Here is a 23,740-nt window from a genome sequence, read left to right as displayed (position 1 = left end):
AAGTAACCGTTTTGCGGTTCTATTCGTCGCCGCGTGCGGTGTCGATCCAGCGCTGGACGCGCTTCTCGGAGAGGTCGGTTTCGGCGGCGACGTCCGTGGCCTCGACTGCGACGAGGTCCCCTACCGTCTCGATGCCGGCGTCACTGAGTCGGTCGGCGTAGGCCGGTCCGATCCCGCTGATCGTATCGACCGGCTCGTCGGCGCCGTCGACTGCCGGTTCGCTCTCGTCGTCGGCAGCCGCGTCCGTTTCTGCGTCGCCCTCGTCGTCGGATTCCGCAGCCGGTTCCGGCTCGGCGTCCGGTTCGCTCTCGGGTTCCGGCTCCGGTTCGGAGTCGGTGGCGGTCTCAGTGACGGCGTCGTCCACGACGTCCGGTTCCGCGTCGGTCTCGACGGTGGGGTCCGAGGATGGCTCGGCCGCTCCCGTCTCGTCGCTGATCTCGACGTCGGTGGTTCCCTTTACTGCACCTTCACTTTCCGTCGCAGGTTCGGGTTCGTGTTCGACGGTGACGTCGACGTCCTTTCCGCCGGAGTCACCAGCGCTCGAATGCGCGCTGGACCCGGTGCCATTGAGTCCCATAACCGCTTTTATAAGCTTGAGTAGCCCCATGATCGAATATAGTCAATGCGCCTACTTAAAGCCGCTCCTGTAGCGCCGCGTTCATGCGATCGACTGGAGCGTCTTGCCCCGTCCAGCGCTCGAACGCCTCGACGCCCTGGAAGAGCAACATCCACGTCCCTTCGACTGTCGTCGCACCGACAGCGGCCGCGTCCCGGAGGAGTCGCGTTTCGATGGGATCGTAGACGGCGTCTAACACGGCGAGGTCAGCGTGCAGCGCGTCGGCCGGGACCGGCGAGCGGTCCTCTTTCATGCCGACGCTGGTGGCGTTGATCAGGACGTCCGCGTCCGCGAGCAGTTCCGGCACGGCGTCGAGTCCGTGACCGGTCGCGCCGTCGACGTCGGCGGCCAGTTCGTGTGCGGTCTCGACTGTCCGGTTGGCGACGTCGACGGTCATTCCCTCGTCTGCGAGCCCGAAAGCGGCCGCCCGCCCGGCACCGCCGGCACCGACGACCAGTGCACGACCGTCGAGTGCCACGTCGTGCTCTCGGAGTGCGCGCGTCACGCCGACGGCGTCCGTGTTGTACCCGGTGGGTGGCGACGTCGAGAAGTCGATCGTGTTCACTGCGCCGATGCGCCGCGCCAGGTCGTCGGGCTCGACCGCGTCCATGACGTCCTGCTTGAACGGGATCGTGACGTTGAGGCCGGACACGCCGAGGGTGGCGGCCGATTCGACGGCGTCGGCCCCTGCGTCTGTCGGCGGTTCGAAAGTGACGTAGCGGGCGTCTATGTCGAGCGCCTCGTAGCCCGCCTCGTGCATGGGCGGCGACAACGAGTGCCCGACGGGATTCCCGATGAGTCCGTACACGTCCATACTCGGGGCCACTGAGGGAACGGACATAACCACACCGCTCTCTCCCATTTTTGCGGCGTGTGCGGCGGTCGCTATCGGGACCGTTCGAGTTCCGCAAGACATTCATTCCGATGTTGTCTGGGTCTCGGTAGTGACCTCTCTCCGCCATCCACTCGCTGCAGTCGCCGTCGCCGTCGTGCTGACGGTTCCATGGGTCGGCGTCGAACTCTCTGGCAGCCACTTCGGTCCGGGAGCTACTGTCCTGGTCAGCGGGCTGGCGGTTCTCGGTGCGTCGTTCCTGCTGGCGTGGGGCGCTGAAACTGCTGAAGAGGACGTCCCGCGTGCGTTCGCGCTGGCCGTGCTGGCCGTGCTCGCGGTCGCTCCCGAGTACGCCGTCGACGCGCTCTACGCCTGGACTGCGGGCGCACAGGCCGGCACGGCGCGGGGCGTCGAAGCCGGCAACCTCGCCGTCGCGAACATGACCGGTGCGAACCGCATCTTGATCGGTCTGGGGTGGTCGGGCATCGCGCTCTTTACGATCTTCCGAGCACGGGGTGCCGGCGACACGCCCGTGACGCATACCGACGGCTTCCTCACTGATTTCGTCACCCTCGACCGGGGGATCGCCACCGAGATCACGTTCCTCGCGGCTGCGACGGTGTGGGCGTTTTTCGTGCCGCTGGGTGGCGGAATCGACGCTCTGGACACGGCGATCCTCGTCGGCCTGTACGTCGCCTACATCGGCATCATCATCCGCGCCGGGGCCGAAGCCGAAGAGGAACACATCGGCGTCCCCGCGTACTTCCAGTCGTTCTCGCAGCTTCCCCGAATCTCGGTCGTCCTCTCGCTGTTCGCGTACTCGGGCCTGCTGATTCTCACTGCCGTCGAGCCGTTCGCACACGGCCTCGAGGAGTTGGGTATCCAGTTCGGTATTCCCGAGTTCTTCATGATCCAGTGGATCGCGCCGCTGGCCAGCGAGTCGCCGGAGCTCATCGTCGTGACCGTCCTCGTGATGAAAGCCCGTGCGACGGCCGGGTTCAACGCGCTCATCTCCTCGAAGCTGAACCAGTGGACGCTGCTCATCGGGACGCTCGCAGTCGTCTACTCCGTCGCGCTCGGTCAGTACGGCGCGCTCCCCTTCGACTTCAAACAGCAACTGGAGATCTGGCTGACCGCCGCGCAGTCCTTCTTCGCGATGGCCATCCTGGTCGATTTCACCATCTCGCTGCGCGAGGCGGTGACGCTCCTCGTCTTATTCCTCTCGCAGGTCCTCATCGAGTTCTACATCCTCAAGGGGATGGCCCTCTCGCCGGCAGCAGCGGCAGAGCTCAGTCACACCGTCCTGCTGGCGTTCACGGCGATCTACGTCGTCCTCGGCGTTGGGCTGTTCGTCCGCCGCCGCCGGGCGGTCGTCGAACTGCTCGGGCTGGCCGGTGACACCGCGCGGGAAGCGATGGGCCGGACGGCCAAACCGGAACGGGCCGACTGATGCTCGGTATCGTCGTCTCCCGGGCTGACAGCGCTTCCGAACACGTCGGCGAACACCTCCTCGACCTCGCAGACTGGTCGCTCGAAGCTGACGAAACCCGCACCGACGCCGACGGTGGCGGGACCGTCTACCGCACGGACGGCATCGAACTCCGCGAGTTCGACGACCTGCATCTCCACCTCGACGACGTGGGATCGGTCTTCGACGCGGACCTCGATCTGCTCGTGTTCGCCTCGCGCCACAGCGGCGACACCGGTCCGCTGTTGACTGCTCACCACACCGGGAACTTCGGGCCGGCCGACCACGGCGGCGCCGACGACGACCTGGCGCGAGCCTGCCCACACGCACACAGCGAGGTGCTGGCTGCGCTCGCCGCGCACGCGCCCGACGGGTACGAAGTCGGCATGGAGTGCACCCACCACGGGCCGAGCGAAGTCGGCGTTCCGTCGATGTTCGTCGAGGTCGGCAGCGACGAACCACAGTGGGAGGATCCCGCGGCGGCCCGTGCCGTCGCTCGCGCGATACTCGAACTCCGTGGCGTTGCACCAGACGCCGAATCGGAGAACGGAACGTCGACACGTCGACACGTAGTCGGCTTCGGCGGCGGGCACTACGCCCCGCGGTTCACGCGCATCGTCCGAGAGACGGACTGGGCCGTCGGCCACCTGGCGGCGGACTGGGGACTCGACGCGCTGGGCGACCCGAGCGACCACCGCGACCTTCTCACCCAGGCGTTCGCCGAAAGCGCGGCCGAGATCGCGGTGATAGACGGTGACCATCCCGACCTCCGTGCGGAGCTCGAGGCGTTGGGGTATCGGACCGTCAGCGAGACCTGGCTCCGAGAAGTCGACGGCGTCCCCCTCGCACTCGTAGAGCGGCTCGAAGACGACCTGGTTCCGGTCGACGGCGGACTTCGATTCGGGGAGCCAGCGAGTACTGCCGAGCCGGGATGTTCGTTCGAGAGACGGGACCTTCCCGAGAAACTGCTAGGGGAAGCGCAGGGAATCGACCAGGCCGCGACTAGGGAGACGGTCGGGGCACACGCGCTCGCTTACGAGACGACGGAGAACGGGAATCGCGTCGCGGGCCGCGCCGCGCTCGCGTCGCCGGCCGATTACGACGACCTTATCGACGGTATACTCGACCTACTCCACAATACGTACGAGTCAGTCGAGCGAGAAGGCGACACAGTCGTCGCGAAAAAATCGGCGTTCGATCCCGAGACGGCACGCGAACTGGGCGTCCCGGAGGGTCCCCAGTTCGGTCGACTCGCCGACGGTGATTCCGTCGCCGTCGAGGGTGAAACCATCCGCCCTGAACAGGTACGTACCGAACGGGTCGATCGCTTTCCCGTGTAGTTTAATTGCTTCCTAACGAGACATAATTAACGTCTGACGAGAGTCTGACACTAGGGGAAAGATAATTAATGCTTGTACCCAATCCCACATTTAAATATGGACTCGATTATTAACGACGCGATGGAAGACGCCGAAGCGGAGCAGGAGCAACCACAGAACGACGAGCCGTCGAATACCGGTTCGTCGCCGTCCCCTGACGACGTTTCCACGTCGGGGACGATGACCGACGAGGAACTGGCCAGCGTCGTCACGGACCTGGAGACGAAGATCACGGTGGTCGGCTGCGGCGGTGCGGGCGGGAACACCGTCACGCGGATGATGGAAGAGGGCATTCACGGTGCAAAACTCGTCGCCGCCAACACGGACGCCCAACACCTCGCGGACGAGGTACAGGCCGACACCAAGATTCTCATCGGGAAGAAACGGACGGGGGGACGCGGTGCCGGGTCGGTCCCGAAGATCGGCGAGGAGGCCGCCCAGGAGAACATCGAGGACATCCAGCAATCTATCGACGGTTCTGATATGGTCTTCGTCACCGCCGGTCTCGGCGGTGGCACCGGGACGGGCGCGGCCCCAGTCGTCGCACAGGCCGCACAGGAAGCGGGCGCGCTCACGATCGCCATCGTCACGATCCCGTTCACCGCGGAGGGTGAGCGCCGTCGAGCCAACGCCGACGCCGGGCTCGAACGCCTGCGCGCGGTCTCGGACACGGTCATCGTGGTCCCGAACGACCGGCTGCTCGACTACGCGCCCTCGATGCCGCTGCAGGACGCGTTCAAGATCTGTGACCGCGTGCTGATGCGCTCGGTCAAGGGCATGACCGAACTGATCACCAAGCCCGGACTGGTCAACGTGGACTTCGCCGACGTTCGCACCATCATGGAGAACGGTGGCGTCGCGATGATCGGGCTGGGCGAGTCCGACTCCGAGAACAAGGCCCAGGATTCGATCCGTTCTGCGCTCCGGTCGCCACTGCTCGACGTCGAGTTCGACGGCGCGAACAGCGCGCTCGTCAACGTCGTGGGTGGGCCGGACATGAGCATCGAAGAAGCGGAGGGCGTCGTCGAAGAGATCTACGACCGGATCGATCCCGACGCGCGTATCATCTGGGGCGCCTCGGTCAACAACGAGTTCGAGGGCAAGATGGAGACGATGATCGTCGTCACGGGCGTCGAGAGCCCGCAGATCTACGGGAAAAACGAGGGCGAGGCCGCGGAAGCCGCAAAGAACCTCGGTGGCGGCGACGACATCGACTACGTCGAATAACTCTGCCTCCGCGAGAGTCTCGTTTTTTGGTGTGTTGATCCGGTGTGAGCGATTGTATCTCGTCAGTTCTGTCTGTTGCTTTGGGCCTCATCAATAGATAGAAAAAGGGGGAGCGGCTAAGCCCCGGTATGCAAGTTCCGTTCGACCTCACCTCCTACGTCCGCGTGCTGAAGTTAGCCAGCACGCCGTCGTGGAACGAGTTCTCCCAGATCGCGAAGATCGCGGGAGCCGGCATCGTCCTCGTTGGACTGCTCGGATTCATCATCTTCATCTTCATGAGCTTCATTCCCTCGTAATCATGGGCATCTACGCAGTCAAAACCACGGCCAGCCAGGAACGTACCGTCGCGGACATGATCATGAACCGCGAGGAAGAGAGCATCCACGCCGCGCTGGCGCCGGACTCGCTGACCAGCTACGTGATGGTCGAAGCCGACGATCACAGCGTGTTCGAGCGCATCTTGGACGAGGTTCCCCACGCCCGGGGCGTCGTCGAGGGCGAGAGTTCCATCGCCGAAGTCGAGCACTTCCTCTCGCCGAAACCCGACGTCGAGGGGATCGCCGAAGGGGACATCGTCGAACTCATCGCCGGGCCGTTCAAAGGCGAGAAGGCGCAGGTCCAGCGGATCGACGAGGCCAAAGATCAGGTGACGGTCGAACTGTACGAAGCGACGGTTCCGATCCCGGTCACCGTGCGTGGTGACCAGATTCGGGTGCTCGATTCGGAAGAGCGGTAAGGTAGCGCCCGCGACGAACGACGTGAGTCGCGGCTTTTTGGCCCACCTTTTTCTTCGTCGGGTTGCCGCCGGCAACCACCCCTCGAAAAAGCTGGCCGCGTGACCGTGCGGGGTGGCTAGATTCGGGCGTCACGTCGTCCTGACAGCCGAGGCCGCGTCTGCTACCCAATCCGCCACTCCTCAGACGGCGGGACCCAGTGGTGTGGTTCTGCTGCCCCCATTGCACCACTGTCACCGCATTCAGCATATTCTTTAATGACGTTCTCGCTGTAGTATCTGACCGTGTCTCCAACGGCCGGATCGGTTCGGAGTCGAATTCGTGCAGCCCTCCTGCCGGTCTCGCTGTTCGTGCTGATCGTACTGGGGGCTGTGACCGGGTTCACACTCCTGACCGGGATCGGCCTCGTGGATGCGGCCTTCTGGCTGCTCGACCCGACCAGCATCGAACTGTACTTCGAGAGCCACGGCGGTCCGGAAACGGCGACGAAAGCGTTCGCACTGGTCGTGTTCTCGGGTCTGATTCTCACGGGACTGTGGATCGGGGAAACGGTACTGAACGCGGTATTCGGCGGCCAGTTCGGGGAGGAACTACGACGCATGCAAACTCAGAAAGCGATCGACAGCCTGTCAGACCACACGATCATCTGCGGGCACGGGATGTTCGGACGCACGGTCGCACAACAACTGCAAAGCCGGGGTGACGACGTGGTGGTCATCGAAACAGACGAGTCGAAAATCGCCCGCATCGGGGACGAAATCCTGGCGGTGGAAGGCGACGCTCGACGAGAGGAGGCCCTTCGCAGAGCGGGAGTGACTCGTGCCCGGGCGGTGATCGCTGGCATCGACGATTCGAACGTCAACATCCAGATCGGGGTCGTCACGAGTCAGCTCGCTCCGGAGGCGCGGCTCGTGGTCCGCGTCGGTGACGAGATGTACGAGTCGGTGGCTCGCCGAGCCGGTGCTGATACGGTGATCATCCCAGAGGTCGTCAGCGGTTCCGACGTGGTCGCAGGTCTGTGAGCGCAGTCACAGTGACGGGACGAGTCCGGCGGTGAGCGTCTGGTCCGCCGAGACGAACAGATAGAACAGTCCGATCTGGACGGCGTTGTAGACGCCGTGGACGACGCTCGGGACGACGACGTTGTCCGTTTTGGCGTAGACGGCGCCGAAGACGAGCGACGCGACGGTGACCAAACCGAGCGAGACGGCCGTCGCGCGCAGGTCCGGGTTGTAGTACGACGGGAGGTGGACGACGCCGAAGATGACGCTGGCCAGGACGACCGCGCTCGGCGTGCTGAAACTCTCGGCGAGTCGCTTCTGGACGACGTTCCGGAAGACCAACTCTTCGACCGGCGCGTTCACGAACAGGACGAGCGGGATGAGGACGAGGAGAATCTGGGGGTTCATCCCCGGTTCGAAGAGGTTGTGGGGCGTACTGGGGGTGTCGAGCAGCGAGATGAGAACGCCGAGCGCGATGACTGCGGCGAAGACGCCGACGATCCCGACGACCACGTACAGGAGGTCGCGCACGTCGGGAATCTCGACGTCGAGGTATCCGAAGCCGCGGTCGCTCCAGGCGAGGTAGGCGACGCCGGCGAGCGCGTAGCCGACGTAGGAGGCGACGAACAGGGCGGCGAACCCGGCGGGCGACGCCGAGAGGTCCGAGCCGGGTTGGAGCACCAGGACGACGGGGACCGCCGTGAGAATCGAGAGAATACTGCCGGCGACGGCGACGCCGCTAGTGACGAGCGTGGCACCGAGTTTACTTCGACTGGCCGTCTCGGCCATCAGACCGAGCCGTTGTTCTCCAGTCGTTTGACGACTGCTTTGAGGTCGGCGGTCTCTTCGACTGCCTCCTTGATCTTCTCGCGACGGCGGACCTCGTCACTCGTGGCGTCGTACGCGCGGACGTACTCGGCGCGCGAGTGCTCGTCGAAGGCGTGTCGAATCGCGAAGTAGCCGTCCGGGAGCACGGCGCCACACACTTTGCACTCGATACGTTCGTGCTCCGTCGCCTGGTGGATGATGAGGTGCTCGACGCTGTCGTAGACGTTCGAGTCTCCCTCGATCGCACACTCCCATTGGGGCATTGTGCTGAACGTTACCCCCGACGAGTATAAACGTTCGGCAGTAACGGCGCCGAACTGGCCTCCCCGTCCGTGATCGGGCAGCGTGGCGTCGAGGGCTGCTGGTGAGTCACTGAATCAAAATCTCTATGTCTCGACCGTCGAAACCCTCGGCCGAATTATGTCCGGGGCCGGTGACGAGGCGACGTTTCGCGTCGACATGCACGTGAAGGTACTCAACGAGGCGGTGGTGCGCCGGGCGAAAGCACGCGGGATCGACGCGCTCGTGTACGCGCCACACTTCGAGCGGCTCCCGGACATTCGCGAGCGAGCGGCTCAGTTCTCGGACGACGACCTGCTCGTGATCCCGGCACGGGAACTGTTTACCGGCGACTGGAAGAGCCGCAAACACGTCCTGGCGCTGGGTCTCTCCGAGCCGGTGCCAGACTTCCTCACGCTCTCCGGGGCGATGGCGGAACTGGAGCGGCAGGACGCCGTCGTGTTGATCCCGCATCCCGAGTTCCTCTCGGTCAGTCTCGACATCGGCGACATCCGGCAGTACCGCAAACTCATCGACGGCGTGGAGGTGTACAACCCGAAACACTGGTGGATGCACAACGAGCGCGCCCGCGAGATCGCCAGCGAAACGGAGCTCCCGGCCTTCGGTTCCTCGTACGCGCACCTCCCGCGGACGGTGGGCGAGGCCTGGACGACATTCGAGGGGTCGTGTGCCGAGGAAGCAGACGTGCTCGACGTCCTTCGGTCGGGCGCCTCGCGGCGCGTCTTCCACCGGGACGGCGTCGGGCACGAACTGGGGTGTAAACTCGAATTCTCACACCTGTTCTGGGAGAACACCTGGAAGAAGTTCGACCGGCTCTACCTGCAGGGGACCGAGCCGACCCACCCGTCACACATCGCCTACGACAACCGGTTCGACGACGTTCGCGTGTACTAACCCAGCACGGTCGCCGCGCCCTCGACGACGGGTTGCGGGAGGTACAGTGGCGCGTAGTACACCACCACTGCTGCGATCACGAGTTCGAAGAGGGTGATCGCCAGCGTCGCGGCGTTGGCGTAGTTACTGCTCGTGGACACGCCGAACGGGACGCTGTACTCCTTTTCGTAGGGATACAACAGCGCCAGGCCGCGCTTGCTCCCGAGCAGGTCCAACACGTAGTGGGTGAGCACGCCGATCCAGACGAACCTGAGATTGCCGAAGACGATGGGGTAGGCGAGAAAGATGCCGAGGACGCCGAGATTGTGCAGCGTCTTGCGGTGACGGCCGAAGGCGGTGTCCACGTCCGGGAACAGCGCGCCGAGCGTCACCGGAATGGTGACCTCCGCGATGGTCTGGAACGTGGTGAAGTCACCGGCAGGTTCGAGCACGTACCCCAGCCCGATGCTCAGTAACACCGCGTTCAACACGTGACCGTCCTTGTTCATTCCACCGGAGACTCGACCGGGTGACGCATATGCCTTCCGTCAGAAACGTTCACGCGACGAGGTGGAATCGTCCGAGGTCCACGCCTCGATCGTCGGTCAAGGTGTCAGGTCTGCCACATCCACCCGGAGCCGGGTGTCACCGTCAGTGGCTTCGATCAGGAGTTTGGTCCCGTCGTGCCAGAGCTGTTTGACGTCGATGATGCGATCGGTCGACCAGCCCTGCACCCGCATGACGCCCTCCTCGTCGATCTCGACGAACGTTCGCGGCGTCTTCTCGGCCGCGATCGACCACTCTTCGCCGTTTATCTCGATGGATTCGGTGCGGTCTTTCTGATAGCTGAACACGCACTGGTACTGCGTCCGCGACTCGTCGGCCCGCTTGTGATCGACCCTGCTGTACTGTTCGAAATCGAACCCGAAGTGCCGACACCACTTCCGTAGATACTGCTCGTCGAATCGTTTTACGTCCGTTTTCGGATCTGGTGTCCACACGATGTGCTTGCTCGATGGTTTGCTTCCTATCGAGGGACGCTCCATTGCTCGGTACCAGGTACGTACCAGTAATAAATCACACTCTCAGTTTCTCCAACTAATCGCCCGACTCCTGTCGGTCGAGTGGGAAAGACACACGGTCCGGGCTGTCGGAGTGGTCGTATGGACTACGAGACGCCGCAGTTCTTTCGGGTGATGCAGTACGCGAACGCGGCGACGGGCGACGTCATCGACATGGTCAGCGGGAACCCCGACTGGCAGCCGCCCGCCTCGCTCCGCGATGGATTGCACGACTACGCCGACGCCGACCCGCCGGAGTTCCAGTATCCGGCCAGCGAAGGGTTAGCCCCGCTCCGAGAGGAGATCGCCGCCCGTCGCGGCGTGCCCGTCGACCAGGTCGTCGTCACGTGCGGCGCCGGGGAGGCGAACCACCTCGCGATGACTGAAGGCCTCGCCCAACACTCCGGGAACGAGGTGATCCTCGCCGATCCAGTGTACCCCTACTACGCCGGCCGAACGAATCTCCTCGGTGGCGAGGCACAGTACGTGCCTGTAGACGACGCCGGGCGACTCGACCCGGAGGCCGTTCGAGCGGTCGCCAGCGAGGACACCGCGCTCATCGTCGTCAACAGTCCGAACAACCCGACGGGCGCGGTCTATCCCGGCGACACGATCCGGGAACTCGTCGCGATCGCCGAGGAACACGACGCGCTACTGGTCAGCGACGAGGTGTACGACCACTTCGACTACACCGGCGAGTTCGAGAGCGCGCTCTCGGTCGAGTCCGAGCACCGCGTCGTCACCAACTCCTTCTCGAAGTCGATGGCGATCACCGGGTTCCGGGTCGGGTACGGCATCTATCCGGACCGCCTCGTCGACCGCGTTCGCACTCGACACATGCTGACGAATCTGACCGTCAGCCGCCCCGCTCAGCAGGCCGTCTACCGGGCGCTCCGCGAGACGCCGCCGGACTACTACGCCGAGAACCGCCGCCACCTCGAGGCGCGGATCGACGCGTTCACGACCGCACTGGACGCGGCCGGTGCGGAGTACTCCATGCCCGAGGGCGGGTTCTACGTCATGGCGCGCTTCGAGGGCTTCCCCGGGACGATGGCGAACGTCGAACGCCTCATTGACGAGGCCGGCGTCGCCGGGATGCCCGGCGAGGCCTTCGGCGAGCGCCGCGCGGACTGGTTCCGGTTCGCGCTCGTGACGCCCCGCGCCGAAGAAGCGGCCGAACGACTCGCCGACTACTTCGCGTAGCGATCACTCGGCGGTTGCCTCCTGGTCCCGTAGTTCGAGATCGAAAGTGTCCGGAGAACGCAGTGGGCGCTTTCAGCTCCTGACGCGAACGACGACGCCAGCACCGATCAGGAGCAGTGAGACGACGCTGATCCCGAGCTGGAGTTCACCGAACCAGATCGGCAGTCGGGGGAACAGCGCCTGGAGCCCGACGAGCGCCAGCGAGAGGACGGGGACGTCACCGCCGGCGTCGACGCTCCCGTTCTCGCCGTATGCGAGGTCGCCTTTGTTCTGTGATGCCGTCGAGTCGTTTGCGGACCCGTTCAGCGGGTCGTACGTCGTGACTTCGCCGCCGGGGAGCGGGTCGGCCTCGTACGGGATCAGCGGCGTCGAGTAGCTCCAGACGACCTCGCCCGTGGTGTTCACCTCGAACACGCGGCGGTTGAGCGAGTCGGTCACGAGCGTGTTGCCGTTGTCGAGGCGGTCGGCGTCGCGGGGCCACGACAGTCGCATTCCCTGTGCGCTGTCGAGTGCCCACACGGGTTCCCAGCGGCCCTGCTCGGTGCGGTGAAGTTCGACGACGCGGTCGTTGTCGCTGTCGGCGACCAGCACCGCATCCTCACCGAGCCACTGGGGATTGTGCTGGTGGTTGAGGACGTCTGGGTTCCCACACCTGACGTCGCCGTCGCCGTCGAAGTCCGAGAGCTGTCTATGTTTCGTGCAGCTGTCGTCGTTGTCGTCCGAGCGGTCCTGGTTGATGACGTCGACGACGCCTTCGCCCCGTTCGACGATCACGAGCTGGTTCGCGTTCCGAACCGACACGAGGTATCGCCCCTCGCCGATGGCGTCGACGTCGTTGATGTGGAGCCAGTCTCGCTTCGTCGGGTCTGCGGGGGCGTCGTAGAAGCCGGTCTCCGCGGGGCGCCACTCCCAGGCGACCGAGCCGTTCGCGACGATCGCGATGCGCTCGTGTTCCATGTCGGCGACGAGGAAACGGCCGTTCCCGAGCGGTTCGACGTCGTGAACCTCGCTGTGGGTCGCCGTCCGGACGGGAAACGACCACTCGTTGACCACGGACGGCTCGGGGCCCGACGGGTCGATGATCCGGAAGCCGGTCTTCGTACACGGCGGCTCGTACGGCTCACAGCCCTTCTCGTAGCCGTTGTGCAGGAACCCGGCGACGACGCTCCCGTTGGGGAGCCGCGTCACGTCGAAGTAACTGTCGCGGTCGTTGATCTTCCACTGGACGTCGTGCCCGTCGAGTCGGTACACGCTGCCTTTCTTCTGCCAGTTCTGTCCGCCGCCCTGCGAGCCGACCAGGACTCCCGCTGTCCCATCGGCGCTCGAGCCGTTGGCGGCGGGGGCTGCTCGCTGCACGTCGCGGGAGGGGGCAGTGGCGGCACTGACGAACAAGGTCGCCGACACCAACACGATACCAGCGACGACGAGTGCGGTGCTCCGGGCGGTGTCCATCTCTCTGCGAGATGTTCCTGCTCGATTGCAAATCTCTTCCGGTTCGGGACGAATCCGGAGGTTCAAACCCGAGGAGGTCACCAGTACGAGTAGACACCGCATGAGTGATCGAGTGGGCTCCGACGAACAGGCCGAGACGGCCGACAGCGGTGCGACCGGCGAGGACGGCGAGCCGGCCTGGCGGCAGTACTTCGGTTTCGCGGAGCCCTACGAGAACCAACCCGACGCCATCGAGGCAGCACTCGACGCCGGGCGTCGGCAGGGCTACCTGGCGATGGAGGGACCCTGCGGGACTGGCAAGACGATGGCGGCGCTCACCGCCGCGACGACGCTCGCCCGGGACGGCGACTACGAGAACGTGGTCGTCGTCACGCCGGTCAAACAGCAACTCCAGCAGTTCGTCGACGACCTCCGGACGATCAACGGCGGCCTCGACGATCCGCTGTCGGGGATTGCCCTCGTGGGCAAGCGCGATCTCTGTCCGTACGAACGCGAGGACGTGTTCCCGCGGGACGCGAGCGTTCACGACCGCTGTGAGGACCTCCGCGATGCGACGGCAAGCCTCGTCGAAGCCGACGGGGCCGGGGCCGAGACCCACATGACGCCCGCTGCGACTGCAGCCGTCGGGGGCGACGACGAGGACGAGCAGTGGTGGGACCCCAAACGCGCGAGCGATCTCGCGAAGGCGGCCCGCCGCGATCCAGAACAGTTCAACACGGTCACCGACGACCACCTTGCGACCGCCGGCGCGGAATCGCCGTACCGACGCGAGCAGCCGAGCGCTCCCGACGAACTCCACGACGGCAACAACCCGCCGCTGTACTGCCCGTTCGAGGCCGACTGGTACGCCCGGAACAAGGGTTCGCCGGTCGACTTCACGGCCGGCGAGGACAACGTGCTCACCGTCGAGGAGTTCCTTCCCGAGGCGGTCGAGCGCGGGACCTGCCCGCACCGTGCGATGGGCGTCCTGCTCGGCGAGGCTGACGTCGTCGTCGGCAACTACAACCACCTGTTCGACCCCAAATCTCGACCGCTGCTCTCGGACGTGCTCGGCGAGGACACGTTCGTCATCGTCGACGAGGCTCACCGCCTCGAAGACCGGGTCCGGGACCTCCTCTCCGATCGCGTGGGGCAGCACACGCTCGTCCGCGCTCGCAACGACTGCAACTACCTGCTCCAGCAGACCAGACAGAGCCGGGAACACGAACAGGAAATCTCGAACCTCCTGGCGACCCACGAGGTGCCGCTGGACGCCGTCGAACGAGCCGCGGAGTTCTACGACGACCTCGACCGGTGGCTCACCGACCGCGTCGAGTCGTACCTGACCGAGGAGTTCGGACGGGGCTGGGAGGCCGACCTCAGGTCGCTCCCGGAAGAGGACCTGGAGATTCCGCTTCGGAACCCCGAGCGCGAGGAACGGGACGACCTGACCGAGTGGGCCGAACGGGAAGGCTACACCGGCGAGTTCTGGCGGTCGCTGTCGGCCGTCGGCGCCGCCGTCGAGACTGTCCTCTCGGAGATCGGCGAAGACCGCCAGACTGTGGCCGCCGCCGTCGGCGCGATCATGGGCAACTGGTGGGAGCGCGACCACGTCACCTACTTCCGGGAGATCGAACTCGACCACGCGCCAGCCGAGGAGAGCGCGACCAGCAACCCCTGGCAGGAGATGTACACCGCGGGACTGCTGCTGTACGACTGCATGCCCGCCGAGGCCCTGCGAACGATCTTCGACGAACTCGGCGGCGGCGTCCTGATGAGCGCCACGCTCGAACCGATCGACGTGTTCACGCGCGTGTCCGGCCTGGACGCCCTCGCAGCGACGGGGACTGGTGGACTGGTCGCCGACGAGGACGACCCCGGTCGGCCCGTCACGACGCGGAGCTACGGCCTCTCGTTCCCCGCGGAGAACCGAGCGAGCTGGCTGGTCGACGCGACGGCCTACACGGCGCGCAATCGGGGCGACCCGGTCCGCGACCACGGCAACTCCGTCCGCGACGAGTACGAGCAGGTCCTCCGGACGGTGGCACGCAGCCCCGGCAACGTGATGATAACCATGCCGAACTACCGGGAGGCGGCATGGGCCGGCAGCTACCTCCGCGACGTGGTGGACAAGCCGGTGCTCGTCGACGAGAGTTCCAGTAACGAGGCGACCGAGGAGTTGAAACGCGACTTCGTCGCCGGTGGCGGGAAGGTCCTCGTCACGAGCACCCGCGGGACGCTCACGGAGGGCGTCGACTACGACGGCGACAAACTCCACACCTGCGCCGTCGTTGGCATCCCGTTGGTCAACATCGGGTCGCCGCGCGTCCGGGCGGTCCGGGAGGCGTACGGCCGGGCCTTCGGTGAGGACGTCGCGTTCGAGTACGCGCTGACGGTGCCGGCGGTGCGGCGCGCTCGCCAGGCGATCGGCCGGGTCATCCGCGGCACGGACGAGGTCGGCGTCCGGTTGCTGGTCGGCAACCGGTTCACGCCGGACGCCGTCCACTCGGTTCACGAGTACCTCTCGCCGGCTGAACGGCGCGAGTTCAAGCGCATGACGCCGGAGTTCCTGTCGTCGCAGTTCGACGCGTTCTGGCGCGACCGGGACCCACCAGTCTGAGGAACAATTCAGAAAGCATATGTCCGGTGATTCCAGCGTTTCAACTGGATGCCAGAGTGCCAGAACTGCGGATCCTTTGTGACTGAGGCGTATGTGCGGGTATTCACACCCGAGATACACGACGGTCCGCGTGTATGTCCCAACTGTGAGGACAAGATACGGGACGGGAACGACGTCCGTGAGGCGCGTTCCTCGCGGTCCTAATTGCGGATTCTCCTTTCTGCTCGAGACCGACGAGTACACAAGCCTGCCGCCGAACCACCAGACATGGATATCGAGGTCGAGGCCGTCGAGGACATCGAGGACGAGGCCGTCCCCGAAGGTGTCGACGCGGCCGACTACGTGCTCTACGGTGGGAAAGGCGGCGTCGGCAAGACGACCATGGCAGCAGCGACCGCGCTCGCCAGCGCTCGCGACGGCACGTCGACGCTGGTCGTCTCCACTGACCCCGCCCACTCGCTCTCCGACACGTTGGAAACGGACATCCCCGCCGAACCCGCGCGCATCGACGAGGAGATCCCGCTCTACGCCGCAGAGATCGACCCGGACGCCGCCGTCGGCGACGGGCCGTTCGACGCCGAAGGCGGCATGGGCGGACTCGGCGGCCTGGGCCAACTCCTCGGTGGCGGCCAGGGACCGATGGCGGGCGAAGAGGGACCGCTCGGCGGCGAGGAGGCCGATCCCCTGTCGGGACCGATGCCGGGGATGGACGAGGCCGCTGCGATGCGCATGTTGCTGCAGTACATGGACGACGAGCGCTTCGAGCGCGTCGTCATCGACACCGCACCGACCGGGCACACGCTCCGACTGCTCGAACTCCCGGAACTGATGGACTCGATGCTCGGGCGCATCCTGACGCTGCGCCAGCGCCTCAGCGGGATGTTCGAGAACCTGGGCGGCATGTTCGGCGGTGACGACGAGATGGACCAGGCCGCCGAACCCGACCTGGAAGACCTGGACGTGCTCCGCGAGCGCATCGAGCGGCTGCGGGCAGTCCTCCGTGACCCCGCCAAGACCGACTTCCGGATCGTGATGGTGCCCGAGGAACTGAGCGTCTGGGAGTCCCAGCGGTTGCTGAGTCGGTTAGAGGGGTTCGGCATTCCCGTCGGGACCGTCGTGGTCAACCGCGTCATGCAGGACCTCGCCGACGTGGCCGACGTGGACGCCGACTGGTTCGTCATGCCCGACCTCGACCACTGCGAGTTCTGTCAGCGTCGCTGGCAGGTTCAGCAGAACGCGCTCGGGGAAGCACAGGACCTCTTCCGCGGCCACGACGTCAAGCGCGTGCCGCTGTTCGCCGACGAGGTCCGTGGCGAAAAACTCCTGCGCGTCGTCGCAGCCTGTCTGGAGTAGCCGTCAGTTCGTCTCGGGGCTGCCGACCAGTCGCGAGGCACCGACGCCCAGTCCGATGATCAGCACTCCCATGAATCCTTGCAGCACGAGGCCGAGCGGCCGGCCTGCGAGCAGGTTCTGGACGCCGAGTCCGATGAACAGTGCACCGACGAACACGTGGAGCGCCAGGAGGCCGGTCGAGAGATCGAAGTCCATGCGTCTGGTCGTGGCTCGCACTGTAAAACTGTCCGTGGCAGGCGCGTGACAGTCACAGGGTCCCTGAACTCGGCTCGCCGTCCGCGTCAGACTGGACAGCGTTCCCGTACGCGTTCTATGGCCTGCCCGACGCTCGCTGCTGCGTTCCGGAGGCAACGGCGACCGTCTCGTGCGCGCCGTCGTGCGGCGAACCTGGCCGCGTCGTAGGTGTTCCCGACGAGATTGCCGAAGTAAATCGCGCGGACGAAGGCCTGGACGTCGCTGGCTTTCGCGGGCCCGTACGCCTCGCGCAGTTCCCCGACGGCCTCCGGGCTGGGGTCCTCGTCGGCCTCGGCGTACGCCTGCGCGAACAGCAGTGCGGGTCGCTCTCCGTCCTCCACCGCCGCGTCGATGTCGCTTTCGAGGAGTCGGTCGATCGTCGCCTGGTCCATCCCGGTCTCGCGCGCTAACTCCGAGTGATACCGGGTGCAGTACTGACACTCGTTGACTGCCGTGACTGCCAGCATGATCTTCTCCGCGAACTGATCGCTCACTCTGTCGGCCCGCTTCGCCCGTACTAGTCGTGGGATGTTTTGTACGAACTGAGCAGTCCCGAGAAGGAACGAGCGAGGGGTGTATCGCTTCTTTCGGAACCCGCTTTCGGACGCTCCCGTGTCCTCTGTCATGTGGTGCGTCTTTTGCACCCGCATTACATTGCGGTTACGATGCCTTTCGACGCCCGGGCCGCCCCTCTCTCGGGTCGACCCCGACCGTCCGGTAATCCGGCGTCACGACGAACCCATCGCTAGATATTGTGGAAAATCAGCAATAGTGTGGCGTGGTTCACTGGTTCCGTCCGTTGAATCGCCGCCGCGGGCGATGACGCCACCGGACCGCTCAGGGGCCGTCGCTAGTCGCCACGAACGACTAGCACCCGCAGATCGTTGACGTTCGTCCCCGTCTGTCCCGTCCGAACGAGTGCGTCGCGCTCGGCGAGATAACTCCCAGCGTCGTTGTCGGCCAGCGCCGCCGTCGCCCGCGACGTGTCAGTAGCCGTGTCACCGTCGACCAGGCCGCCGGCAGCGCCGCTTTTCCCGTCTTCACCGTCGGTGTCGACGCTTGCCAGCACCGCCTCGTCGGGAAGCGTCCGGGCTGCGCTCAGTGCGAACTCGCAGTTCGGGCCGCCGCGCCCGTCACCGCTGACCGTCACCGTCGTTTCGCCGCCAGAGAGCACGACTGCGGGCGGGTCGACGGGGTTCCCCGTCTCGACGATTTCGATCGCGACGGCGGCGTGGGTCCGTGCGACTTCGCGAGCTTCACCTTCGACCCGCGAGGAGAGTACCAGCGGCTCGTAGCCAGCCGCGCTGGCGGTTTCCCGAGCCGCTTCGAGGGCGGTCCAGCCGCTGGCGAGGACGTGCGTGCTGGCCCGGTCGAAAAGCGGGTCGTCGGCCGTGGGAGTGTCTCGTCGGGCGCCGTCGGCCCCGGCTTCGAGGTGGTTCCGAACCGAATCTGGTGCGTCGACGCCGTGCTCTTCCAGGACCGTCAGCGCGTCCGCGAAGGTCGTCGGGTCCGGTGCCGTCGGGCCGCTGGCGATGACCGCCGGGTCGTCGCCGACCACGTCGGAAAAGAGGAGCGTGACGACGCGAGCGGGAGCGGCCGCCCGAGCGAGTTGCCCGCCTTTCAGCGCCGAGCAGTGCTTGCGGACGGCGTTGATCGCGTCGATCGGTGCCCCGCTTTGGAGCAGTCGATCGGTGACGCCTCGGAGGTCGGCCAGCGTGAGCCCGTCCGCGGGGCTGGGCAGGAGCGCGCTACCGCCGCCCGTGAAGACGGCGAGCAAGAGGGTGTCTTCGTCGGCCTGATCGGCCGTCTCGTGGACTGCGTTGGCTCCCTCGACGCCCTGCTCGTCCGGTACGGGGTGACTCGCCTCGACGACGTCGACCGCGTCGGTCGAGACCGGGTCGTTCGTCACGACGACGCCCCCCGTGAGCCGGTCACCGAGGGCGGTTTCCAGCGCCGCAGCGACGTGTGCCGCGGCTTTCCCACCGCCGACGAGCACGACGTCGCCGTATTCGTCGAGTGGGTACGCCGACTCACCGATCCGTAGCCGTCCGTCGGCGACGGTGACCCGCTCGCGGACGACTTGCTCGGGATGGGCGGCTGCGATGCCCGTCTCGACGCAGTCGAGTGCGACCTCGTGAGCGGCCGTGCGAGCGAGCGCGTCGCGGTCGCGAATCATTTACACGAGTTTGTTCATCAGGCGGAACACCCCGTCGCGGATGCGGTCCGGGGCGTACCGAGCCAGCAGGGTGAGCTTCGCGACCCGACCGACCGGATACCGCGGGTCGGGGTCGGGCGAGCAGGCCGCTTCGAGAACGACGTTCGCGACCTTCTCGGGGTCGATCGCGAGTGCCGACGCCCCGCCGAAGGTCTCCTGTTCCTCGTAGAACTCGTAGAGGGAGTCGTACGCACCCGTGCGTTCCGGGCCGTCGTCGAGTTCGTCGCTGGCGCGGTCGTCGAAGTTCGTCGAGACCGGGCCAGGTTCGACCAGTACCACGTCGACGTCGTGCGTGTCGACCTCGGCGCGCAGCGCGTCGCTCATCCCCTCCAGGGCGAACTTCGAGCCGCAGTAGGCGCCCATACCCGGCGTCGCGACGCGGCCGGCGACGCTCGACAGGTTGACGATCGTCCCCTCGCCCTGCTCGCGCATGTGCGGGAGTGCGGCGCGAGCCAGCCGATGTGGCCCGTAGACGTTCACGTCGAACTGTGCGTGGAGGTCCTCGACGGGCACCTCCTCCAGCGGGCCGAACTGGCCGTAGCCCGCGTTGTTGACGAGACAGTCGATGCGACTCTCTTCCTCGACGACGCGGTCGACGGCGGCTTCGACGTCGTCGGCGTCGGTGACGTCGAGTTCCTGGGTCTCACAGCCCGCGTCAGCCAGGGCTTCGATGTCCTCGGTGTCGCGAGCCGTCGCGTACACCGTCCAGTCCTCGTCGAGAAACGCTTCCGCCGTCGCGCGTCCGATCCCCGATGACGACCCCGTAATCAACACCGTCTTGTCTCTCATAACAAATCAGTCGGTCGCCGGAACGTAAGTTCCGACGGTTTGACTCGATACCGGGACCGACACCGACTCCGCTGTCGTGGCGGTCACAACGGTCGTGCGCTTGGACGGGCGGTCTCATCGGTGGAACACTGCCTCGGTCCCGCCGAGGACGTCCGGGCCGCGACGAATCGAAGCGCGACTGCGAAAATCGCAACGAGTCGGTTACTGGACACGCAACACTAATTGTTTCACGTGGGAAATCGTTGATTGTAGGTGGCACACCGCCAGCGCCTAGTCACAACCATGCCAGACGAGTATTTCAGGATCTTGGCGGATTCGCAGCGGCGACGCGTACTGCTGGAACTTCTCGAGCAGAACGCACAAAACGAGCAGTTACAGCTCCCGGTCGACGACGAGAACGCGCCGGTCGCCATCGATCGCCAGCAGATCGAACTCTACCACACGCACCTGCCGAAGTTAGAGGACGAGGGTCTGATCCGCTGGGACAGGGACGATCACGAGGTCACGACGGGCCCACAGTACGAGGAGATCCGACCGCTGGTCGAACTGCTGGACGACAACGCCGACGAGCTGCCGTTCGGATGGCCCTGAGCGGATCGGAACCGAGCGGCTGCATCCGTTGTGAGATTTAAGTAGCTCCGTGGTGGACTACTCTGTGACACACAACAATGGTGAGAGACGTGGACTCGGGGGAGGCACTCAGTTCGAGGGTCGTTCGCTCGGTTGCGGCGCGCGAAGGGATCGGTCCGGCGTCCCTCTCTCCCCGACTCTTCGACGTCATCGACCCGGACGCGCTCGACTCGCTGTTCACGACGACTGACGGCCACGTCACGTTTCCTTACTGTGGGTACACCGTAACTGTGTACGCCGACGGGCAGGTCACCGTCGACGAGACCGCCTGACTTCCGACCTGGCCCATCACGGCGGACGGTTTCCACGAAGTTCGGTGTGCCCTGCCCCGTGTAGCACGGGCGGCGAACTCTCAGGCGATGTCCGTGATGAGTTCCGTGAACTGTCCGCCCGGTGACTCGATCGCTTTGATCTCCTGATCGACGGATTCGCCGTCGACGCCGGCGACGTTCGAGAGCGGGATGACCGTCTCCTGATCGCCGCTCTCGGGAGTCGCCCAGACGATCTCCCCGATGATCTTGACCTCCTCGCAGTCGATCTGGGTTCTGTCGTCGCCGAGCGGATCTTTGAGGAACACTGTTGCGCTCATCGCGCCTTGCCTTTCCACGCGACGAGGTATAACCGATTGGCTCCAGCAGACTGGTCGCCGCTCGAATCCCAACGTGGCCTGACACTCTGCCGAGTCCTGCTTACGTCACAGTCGCTTTCGCCTCGTCGGCGTATTTGTCGGCCAGCCGCGTCGGCTCCGGGAGCTTGTAGCCTGCTGAACAGGCCAGCACAAGGTCGGCCGCCGTCTCGGCGCTCACGCGATGGCCGGCGCTCACGATGAGGGGGTTGACGTGCCGGTTCGGCGAGTCGTACTGGCGCGTCTGGACGGCGTAGCCGATGACAGTCCCGTCCGGTGCCGTCACCTTTTGATTCGATTCGATCGGAACGCGGTCGCCTTCGACCAGGCCGTCCGTGGGTGCGCGCGGCGTCCCACAGAGCAGGTTCTTCGCCACGCCGACGCTCGGGAGGTCGAGCGTGACGCCGACGTGCGTCGCGAGGCCGGCCTCGCGGAAGTGGATGCGCCCGCTCCCGTCGAAGAAGGCGAGGTCCGGCTCGACGGTGAGTTCGCGAAAACCCGCGAGGATCGCGCCGCCCTCCCGAAAGGAGAGCAGCCCGGGAATGTAAGGGATCTCCGTCGGTGCCACGGCGTGGACGCGTTCGACGACCTCGCCGCCTCGCATCGCGACGAGGGCGCTGACGGCGCGATCGTCGTCGAGAAACGCCTGGTCGACGCCGACGACGGTGGGCGGCTCGTCGCTCCCGGTCGACTCGGTCTCGTCGAGTCGCTGCTGGCCGGCGTCGCGGGTGTGACACACAGACTCCGGATCGACGGGGAGATCGTCTGTAAAGACCGCCTGCTCGGCGATGTCGCGCTGGAGCGCCTCCATCTCCTCGCGGGAGAGCGAGGCGTCGGGGACGAACTCGGGGTGGACGGGCTCCATCAGAAGGGACCGCGACCGCCCGGTCCACCGGGGCCGCCGGGACCGCCGGGGCCGCGACCGGCGCCGAGTTGGATCTGCGACGGCCGGCGGAGCTTGTCTTTGACGCGCTGGCCGTACACCAGGCCGATGACGAGCCCCGAGAGGTGGGCTGCGTGAGCCACGTTGCCGCCCATGATCGAGGTGGGCGTGAGGAAGCCGAACAGGTCGAGCGCCGCGAACCCGAAGGTGAGCACCCACAGCGGCACCGGCAGGAGGAACCAGAGGTACACCTTGAGGTTCGGGGCCAGGATGGTAAGCACGCCGAGGATGCCCATGATGGCACCGCTGGCGCCGAGGACGCCCGCCCCGCCGGTTCCGAGCGCCATCCCTGTCGCCACCTGTGCGACGCCGGCGGCGGCACCGGTGACGAGGAACAGCGCCGCGAACTTCTTCGAGCCGATCTGGCGCTCCAGCACGGGGCCGAAGAAGTACAGCACGATGCTGTTCCCGGCGATGTGGAACAGGCCGGTCGGCGAGTGCGAGAACACTGAGGTAAACCACGGATAGACGTACAGGATGTTCTCCTGACTGAGAACGAACAGCGACCCGAACAGGCCCGGCGCCTGCAGGACGTAGAGGACGACCATCTCCAGCAGGAAGAAGATCCACATCACGCCGAGGAAGACGTAGCTCATGTTCCCCCGGAAGTAGCCGAAGAAACTCCCTGGGCCGGTGTCGATGCCGAGTTTCCGGGCGACACGTTCGCTCGTCGACCCGCTCGTCCGACCGCCGCTGTTCACCGAATCGTCGAAGCCGCTGTCGAAGACAGCTTTGGGGTCGTTCCAGTTATCGAGGCCCGGACAGCTGTGATTCTCCGGGAGCCGGTGGTCCCCACAGAACGTCCCACCGCAGTGTCGACACTGGTACGGCATGTTTTCCGTTTTGCCGCACTCGTCACACTTCGCCATTAGAAGGCGGTAAGGGACCGGCCCAGAAATGTCTTCCCCACCACCTTTTTACTCGTCGGGTGCGCTTCGCGCACCGCTCCTCGCAAAAACGTGGGCGAAAAAGGCCGAGCGCGGCCGGCGGCCGCGCTCGGTGTCTACACGAGTGACCGCAGGGAACGAGTGTAGGCTCGTCAGAGCTCCGCTCTGACGGCGAACCGCGCTCACTGCGTCGTCGGACTACGTTCGACTGCCTGCGGGACCTTCGGTCCCGCTCCGTTCGCGCGGATGCTGGTGGTCAGTACAGTTTGTCAAGAGAGCAATCTCGTATAGTAAGTTCGGAGGCCCAGGCCTCGTGGTCATGATTGGTCTTAGCCTACGGGGTCCGCGAGCGTCCGATCACACCCGGCGTGGTTCATCAACCGCGAGATGGCTATCACCTGGCTGCGGGCGAATCGGTCGGCTCGTCACACCCGGAACGGACGCCGATTTCTCCCTTGACGTCCGTCCCGTGTCCTTTTGGCCGGCGTAAC

27 protein-coding genes are annotated in these 23,740 nt (G+C 65.6%); 13 read left to right on the top strand and 14 right to left on the bottom strand.

Annotated features, from left to right (window positions below; all coding sequences use genetic code 11):
* Positions 1-19: 19 nt before the first annotated feature.
* Together MU553_RS03050 and aroE are read right to left on the bottom strand one after the other, a co-directional pair.
* A complete protein-coding gene (locus MU553_RS03050) occupies positions 20-607 on the bottom strand; it encodes a helix-hairpin-helix domain-containing protein (protein ID WP_247375413.1) in 588 nt (195 codons plus the stop codon).
* Between the two features lie 25 nt (positions 608-632).
* Positions 633-1,430, bottom strand: a complete 798-nt coding sequence (aroE, locus tag MU553_RS03045) for a shikimate dehydrogenase (RefSeq protein WP_247375412.1) — start codon at positions 1,428-1,430, stop codon at positions 633-635.
* A 130-nt stretch (positions 1,431-1,560) separates the two neighbouring features.
* Here aroE and MU553_RS03040 point away from each other — a divergent pair, with 130 nt between their 5' ends.
* The 6 genes from MU553_RS03040 (at position 1,561) to MU553_RS03015 (ending at position 7,278) form a co-directional block, all read left to right on the top strand.
* The gene (locus MU553_RS03040; RefSeq protein WP_247375410.1) at positions 1,561-2,898 is read left to right on the top strand and encodes a sodium:calcium antiporter; all 1,338 of its coding nucleotides are present in this window, start codon (positions 1,561-1,563) and stop codon (positions 2,896-2,898) included.
* The gene (locus MU553_RS03035; RefSeq protein ID WP_247375408.1) at positions 2,898-4,256 is read left to right on the top strand and encodes a D-aminoacyl-tRNA deacylase; all 1,359 of its coding nucleotides are present in this window, start codon (positions 2,898-2,900) and stop codon (positions 4,254-4,256) included. The genes MU553_RS03040 and MU553_RS03035 overlap by 1 nt, the downstream gene beginning before the upstream one ends.
* A gap of 96 nt (positions 4,257-4,352) precedes the next feature.
* Positions 4,353-5,522, top strand: a complete 1,170-nt coding sequence (gene ftsZ / locus MU553_RS03030) for a cell division protein FtsZ (protein ID WP_247375401.1) — start codon at positions 4,353-4,355, stop codon at positions 5,520-5,522.
* Positions 5,523-5,650: 128 nt separating this feature from the next.
* Positions 5,651-5,818 carry a protein translocase SEC61 complex subunit gamma gene (locus MU553_RS03025; RefSeq protein ID WP_247375398.1) on the top strand — a complete coding sequence of 56 codons (168 nt, stop codon included), beginning with the start codon at positions 5,651-5,653 and terminating at the stop codon, positions 5,816-5,818.
* A 2-nt stretch (positions 5,819-5,820) separates the two neighbouring features.
* Positions 5,821-6,258 (top strand): transcription elongation factor Spt5, encoded by a 438-nt coding sequence (locus tag MU553_RS03020; protein WP_247375395.1) that lies wholly within the window; start codon positions 5,821-5,823, stop codon positions 6,256-6,258.
* A gap of 282 nt (positions 6,259-6,540) precedes the next feature.
* Positions 6,541-7,278 carry a potassium channel family protein gene (locus MU553_RS03015; protein ID WP_247375377.1) on the top strand — a complete coding sequence of 246 codons (738 nt, stop codon included), beginning with the start codon at positions 6,541-6,543 and terminating at the stop codon, positions 7,276-7,278.
* Positions 7,279-7,284: 6 nt separating this feature from the next.
* Here MU553_RS03015 and MU553_RS03010 read toward each other — a convergent pair whose 3' ends face one another.
* Both MU553_RS03010 and MU553_RS03005 read right to left on the bottom strand, forming a co-directional pair.
* The gene (locus tag MU553_RS03010) at positions 7,285-8,046 is read right to left on the bottom strand and encodes a CPBP family intramembrane glutamic endopeptidase (protein WP_247375358.1); all 762 of its coding nucleotides are present in this window, start codon (positions 8,044-8,046) and stop codon (positions 7,285-7,287) included.
* Positions 8,046-8,348, bottom strand: coding sequence for a DUF7565 family protein (locus tag MU553_RS03005; RefSeq protein ID WP_247375355.1), 303 nt, complete (start codon positions 8,346-8,348; stop codon positions 8,046-8,048). Before MU553_RS03005 ends, MU553_RS03010 begins: the two co-directional genes overlap by 1 nt.
* Positions 8,349-8,544: 196 nt before the next feature.
* Here MU553_RS03005 and MU553_RS03000 point away from each other — a divergent pair, with 196 nt between their 5' ends.
* Positions 8,545-9,279 carry a PHP domain-containing protein gene (locus MU553_RS03000; RefSeq protein ID WP_345893352.1) on the top strand — a complete coding sequence of 245 codons (735 nt, stop codon included), beginning with the start codon at positions 8,545-8,547 and terminating at the stop codon, positions 9,277-9,279.
* Here MU553_RS03000 and MU553_RS02995 read toward each other — a convergent pair.
* Both MU553_RS02995 and MU553_RS02990 read right to left on the bottom strand, forming a co-directional pair.
* A complete protein-coding gene (locus tag MU553_RS02995) occupies positions 9,276-9,767 on the bottom strand; it encodes a metal-dependent hydrolase (RefSeq protein ID WP_247375350.1) in 492 nt (163 codons plus the stop codon). The genes MU553_RS03000 and MU553_RS02995 overlap by 4 nt on opposite strands.
* 96 nt (positions 9,768-9,863) lie before the next feature.
* Positions 9,864-10,304, bottom strand: a complete 441-nt coding sequence (locus tag MU553_RS02990) for a hypothetical protein (protein WP_247375347.1) — start codon at positions 10,302-10,304, stop codon at positions 9,864-9,866.
* 117 nt (positions 10,305-10,421) lie between these two features.
* Here MU553_RS02990 and MU553_RS02985 point away from each other — a divergent pair, with 117 nt between their 5' ends.
* Positions 10,422-11,522, top strand: a complete 1,101-nt coding sequence (locus MU553_RS02985) for a pyridoxal phosphate-dependent aminotransferase (protein WP_247375344.1) — start codon at positions 10,422-10,424, stop codon at positions 11,520-11,522.
* A 72-nt stretch (positions 11,523-11,594) separates the two neighbouring features.
* On the opposite strand, the gene MU553_RS02980 is transcribed toward MU553_RS02985, so the two are convergent.
* Positions 11,595-12,974 carry an aryl-sulfate sulfotransferase gene (locus MU553_RS02980; protein WP_247375340.1) on the bottom strand — a complete coding sequence of 460 codons (1,380 nt, stop codon included), beginning with the start codon at positions 12,972-12,974 and terminating at the stop codon, positions 11,595-11,597.
* A 100-nt stretch (positions 12,975-13,074) separates the two neighbouring features.
* Here MU553_RS02980 and MU553_RS02975 point away from each other — a divergent pair, with 100 nt between their 5' ends.
* The 3 genes from MU553_RS02975 (at position 13,075) to MU553_RS02970 (ending at position 16,926) form a co-directional block, all read left to right on the top strand.
* A complete protein-coding gene (locus tag MU553_RS02975) occupies positions 13,075-15,573 on the top strand; it encodes an ATP-dependent DNA helicase (protein ID WP_247375337.1) in 2,499 nt (832 codons plus the stop codon).
* A gap of 48 nt (positions 15,574-15,621) precedes the next feature.
* Entirely contained in the window at positions 15,622-15,777 is a 156-nt protein-coding gene (locus MU553_RS23850) for a DUF7563 family protein (protein ID WP_428222011.1), read from the top strand.
* Positions 15,778-15,840: 63 nt separating this feature from the next.
* Positions 15,841-16,926, top strand: a complete 1,086-nt coding sequence (locus tag MU553_RS02970; protein WP_247375334.1) for an ArsA family ATPase — start codon at positions 15,841-15,843, stop codon at positions 16,924-16,926.
* 3 nt (positions 16,927-16,929) lie between these two features.
* On the opposite strand, the gene MU553_RS02965 is transcribed toward MU553_RS02970, so the two are convergent.
* The 4 genes from MU553_RS02965 to MU553_RS02950 form a co-directional block, all read right to left on the bottom strand.
* On the bottom strand, positions 16,930-17,121 hold the full coding sequence (locus tag MU553_RS02965; protein ID WP_247375332.1) for a hypothetical protein: 192 nt from the start codon (positions 17,119-17,121) through the stop codon (positions 16,930-16,932).
* Positions 17,122-17,207: 86 nt separating this feature from the next.
* Positions 17,208-17,654 (bottom strand): carboxymuconolactone decarboxylase family protein, encoded by a 447-nt coding sequence (locus MU553_RS02960; RefSeq protein ID WP_247375329.1) that lies wholly within the window; start codon positions 17,652-17,654, stop codon positions 17,208-17,210.
* A gap of 356 nt (positions 17,655-18,010) precedes the next feature.
* Positions 18,011-19,336 (bottom strand): glycerate kinase type-2 family protein, encoded by a 1,326-nt coding sequence (locus MU553_RS02955; protein ID WP_247375326.1) that lies wholly within the window; start codon positions 19,334-19,336, stop codon positions 18,011-18,013.
* The gene (locus tag MU553_RS02950) at positions 19,337-20,164 is read right to left on the bottom strand and encodes an SDR family oxidoreductase (protein WP_247375323.1); all 828 of its coding nucleotides are present in this window, start codon (positions 20,162-20,164) and stop codon (positions 19,337-19,339) included.
* Positions 20,165-20,446: 282 nt separating this feature from the next.
* Here MU553_RS02950 and MU553_RS02945 point away from each other — a divergent pair, with 282 nt between their 5' ends.
* Together MU553_RS02945 and MU553_RS02940 are read left to right on the top strand one after the other, a co-directional pair.
* Positions 20,447-20,755 carry a DUF7344 domain-containing protein gene (locus MU553_RS02945; RefSeq protein ID WP_247375320.1) on the top strand — a complete coding sequence of 103 codons (309 nt, stop codon included), beginning with the start codon at positions 20,447-20,449 and terminating at the stop codon, positions 20,753-20,755.
* Between the two features lie 77 nt (positions 20,756-20,832).
* On the top strand, positions 20,833-21,066 hold the full coding sequence (locus MU553_RS02940; protein ID WP_247375317.1) for a HalOD1 output domain-containing protein: 234 nt from the start codon (positions 20,833-20,835) through the stop codon (positions 21,064-21,066).
* An 80-nt stretch (positions 21,067-21,146) separates the two neighbouring features.
* Here MU553_RS02940 and MU553_RS02935 read toward each other — a convergent pair whose 3' ends face one another.
* The 3 genes from MU553_RS02935 to MU553_RS02925 all read right to left on the bottom strand — a co-directional run bounded on the left by MU553_RS02935 (position 21,147) and on the right by MU553_RS02925 (position 23,231).
* Positions 21,147-21,383 carry a hypothetical protein gene (locus MU553_RS02935; protein WP_247375313.1) on the bottom strand — a complete coding sequence of 79 codons (237 nt, stop codon included), beginning with the start codon at positions 21,381-21,383 and terminating at the stop codon, positions 21,147-21,149.
* A gap of 100 nt (positions 21,384-21,483) precedes the next feature.
* Positions 21,484-22,284 (bottom strand): endonuclease V, encoded by an 801-nt coding sequence (locus MU553_RS02930; RefSeq protein WP_247375309.1) that lies wholly within the window; start codon positions 22,282-22,284, stop codon positions 21,484-21,486.
* A complete protein-coding gene (locus tag MU553_RS02925; RefSeq protein ID WP_247375304.1) occupies positions 22,284-23,231 on the bottom strand; it encodes a rhomboid family intramembrane serine protease in 948 nt (315 codons plus the stop codon). The genes MU553_RS02930 and MU553_RS02925 overlap by 1 nt, the downstream gene beginning before the upstream one ends.
* Positions 23,232-23,740 lie beyond the last annotated feature (509 nt).

Source organism: Halorientalis brevis, from assembly GCF_023077655.1.
Note: the sequence above shows the minus strand (reverse complement) of the source record. Positions and strands in the feature narration are given on the sequence as shown.

Excerpts from the sequence above, each read along its gene's own strand:
- MU553_RS03050 (WP_247375413.1), bottom strand. The coding sequence starts at position 607 with ATGGGGCTACTCAAGCTTATAAAAGCGGTTATGGGACTCAATGGCACC.
- aroE (WP_247375412.1), bottom strand. The coding sequence starts at position 1,430 with ATGGACGTGTACGGACTCATCGGGAATCCCGTCGGGCACTCGTTGTCG.
- MU553_RS03035 (WP_247375408.1), top strand. The coding sequence starts at position 2,898 with ATGCTCGGTATCGTCGTCTCCCGGGCTGACAGCGCTTCCGAACACGTC.
- ftsZ (WP_247375401.1), top strand. The coding sequence starts at position 4,353 with ATGGACTCGATTATTAACGACGCGATGGAAGACGCCGAAGCGGAGCAG.
- MU553_RS03025 (WP_247375398.1), top strand. The coding sequence starts at position 5,651 with ATGCAAGTTCCGTTCGACCTCACCTCCTACGTCCGCGTGCTGAAGTTA.
- MU553_RS03020 (WP_247375395.1), top strand. The coding sequence starts at position 5,821 with ATGGGCATCTACGCAGTCAAAACCACGGCCAGCCAGGAACGTACCGTC.
- MU553_RS03010 (WP_247375358.1), bottom strand. The coding sequence starts at position 8,046 with ATGGCCGAGACGGCCAGTCGAAGTAAACTCGGTGCCACGCTCGTCACT.
- MU553_RS03005 (WP_247375355.1), bottom strand. The coding sequence starts at position 8,348 with ATGCCCCAATGGGAGTGTGCGATCGAGGGAGACTCGAACGTCTACGAC.
- MU553_RS03000 (WP_345893352.1), top strand. The coding sequence starts at position 8,545 with ATGCACGTGAAGGTACTCAACGAGGCGGTGGTGCGCCGGGCGAAAGCA.
- MU553_RS02995 (WP_247375350.1), bottom strand. The coding sequence starts at position 9,767 with ATGAACAAGGACGGTCACGTGTTGAACGCGGTGTTACTGAGCATCGGG.
- MU553_RS02990 (WP_247375347.1), bottom strand. The coding sequence starts at position 10,304 with ATGGAGCGTCCCTCGATAGGAAGCAAACCATCGAGCAAGCACATCGTG.
- MU553_RS02985 (WP_247375344.1), top strand. The coding sequence starts at position 10,422 with ATGGACTACGAGACGCCGCAGTTCTTTCGGGTGATGCAGTACGCGAAC.
- MU553_RS02980 (WP_247375340.1), bottom strand. The coding sequence starts at position 12,974 with ATGGACACCGCCCGGAGCACCGCACTCGTCGTCGCTGGTATCGTGTTG.
- MU553_RS02975 (WP_247375337.1), top strand. The coding sequence starts at position 13,075 with ATGAGTGATCGAGTGGGCTCCGACGAACAGGCCGAGACGGCCGACAGC.
- MU553_RS23850 (WP_428222011.1), top strand. The coding sequence starts at position 15,622 with ATGCCAGAGTGCCAGAACTGCGGATCCTTTGTGACTGAGGCGTATGTG.
- MU553_RS02970 (WP_247375334.1), top strand. The coding sequence starts at position 15,841 with ATGGATATCGAGGTCGAGGCCGTCGAGGACATCGAGGACGAGGCCGTC.
- MU553_RS02965 (WP_247375332.1), bottom strand. The coding sequence starts at position 17,121 with ATGGACTTCGATCTCTCGACCGGCCTCCTGGCGCTCCACGTGTTCGTC.
- MU553_RS02955 (WP_247375326.1), bottom strand. The coding sequence starts at position 19,336 with ATGATTCGCGACCGCGACGCGCTCGCTCGCACGGCCGCTCACGAGGTC.
- MU553_RS02950 (WP_247375323.1), bottom strand. The coding sequence starts at position 20,164 with ATGAGAGACAAGACGGTGTTGATTACGGGGTCGTCATCGGGGATCGGA.
- MU553_RS02945 (WP_247375320.1), top strand. The coding sequence starts at position 20,447 with ATGCCAGACGAGTATTTCAGGATCTTGGCGGATTCGCAGCGGCGACGC.
- MU553_RS02940 (WP_247375317.1), top strand. The coding sequence starts at position 20,833 with ATGGTGAGAGACGTGGACTCGGGGGAGGCACTCAGTTCGAGGGTCGTT.
- MU553_RS02935 (WP_247375313.1), bottom strand. The coding sequence starts at position 21,383 with ATGAGCGCAACAGTGTTCCTCAAAGATCCGCTCGGCGACGACAGAACC.
- MU553_RS02930 (WP_247375309.1), bottom strand. The coding sequence starts at position 22,284 with ATGGAGCCCGTCCACCCCGAGTTCGTCCCCGACGCCTCGCTCTCCCGC.
- MU553_RS02925 (WP_247375304.1), bottom strand. The coding sequence starts at position 23,231 with ATGGCGAAGTGTGACGAGTGCGGCAAAACGGAAAACATGCCGTACCAG.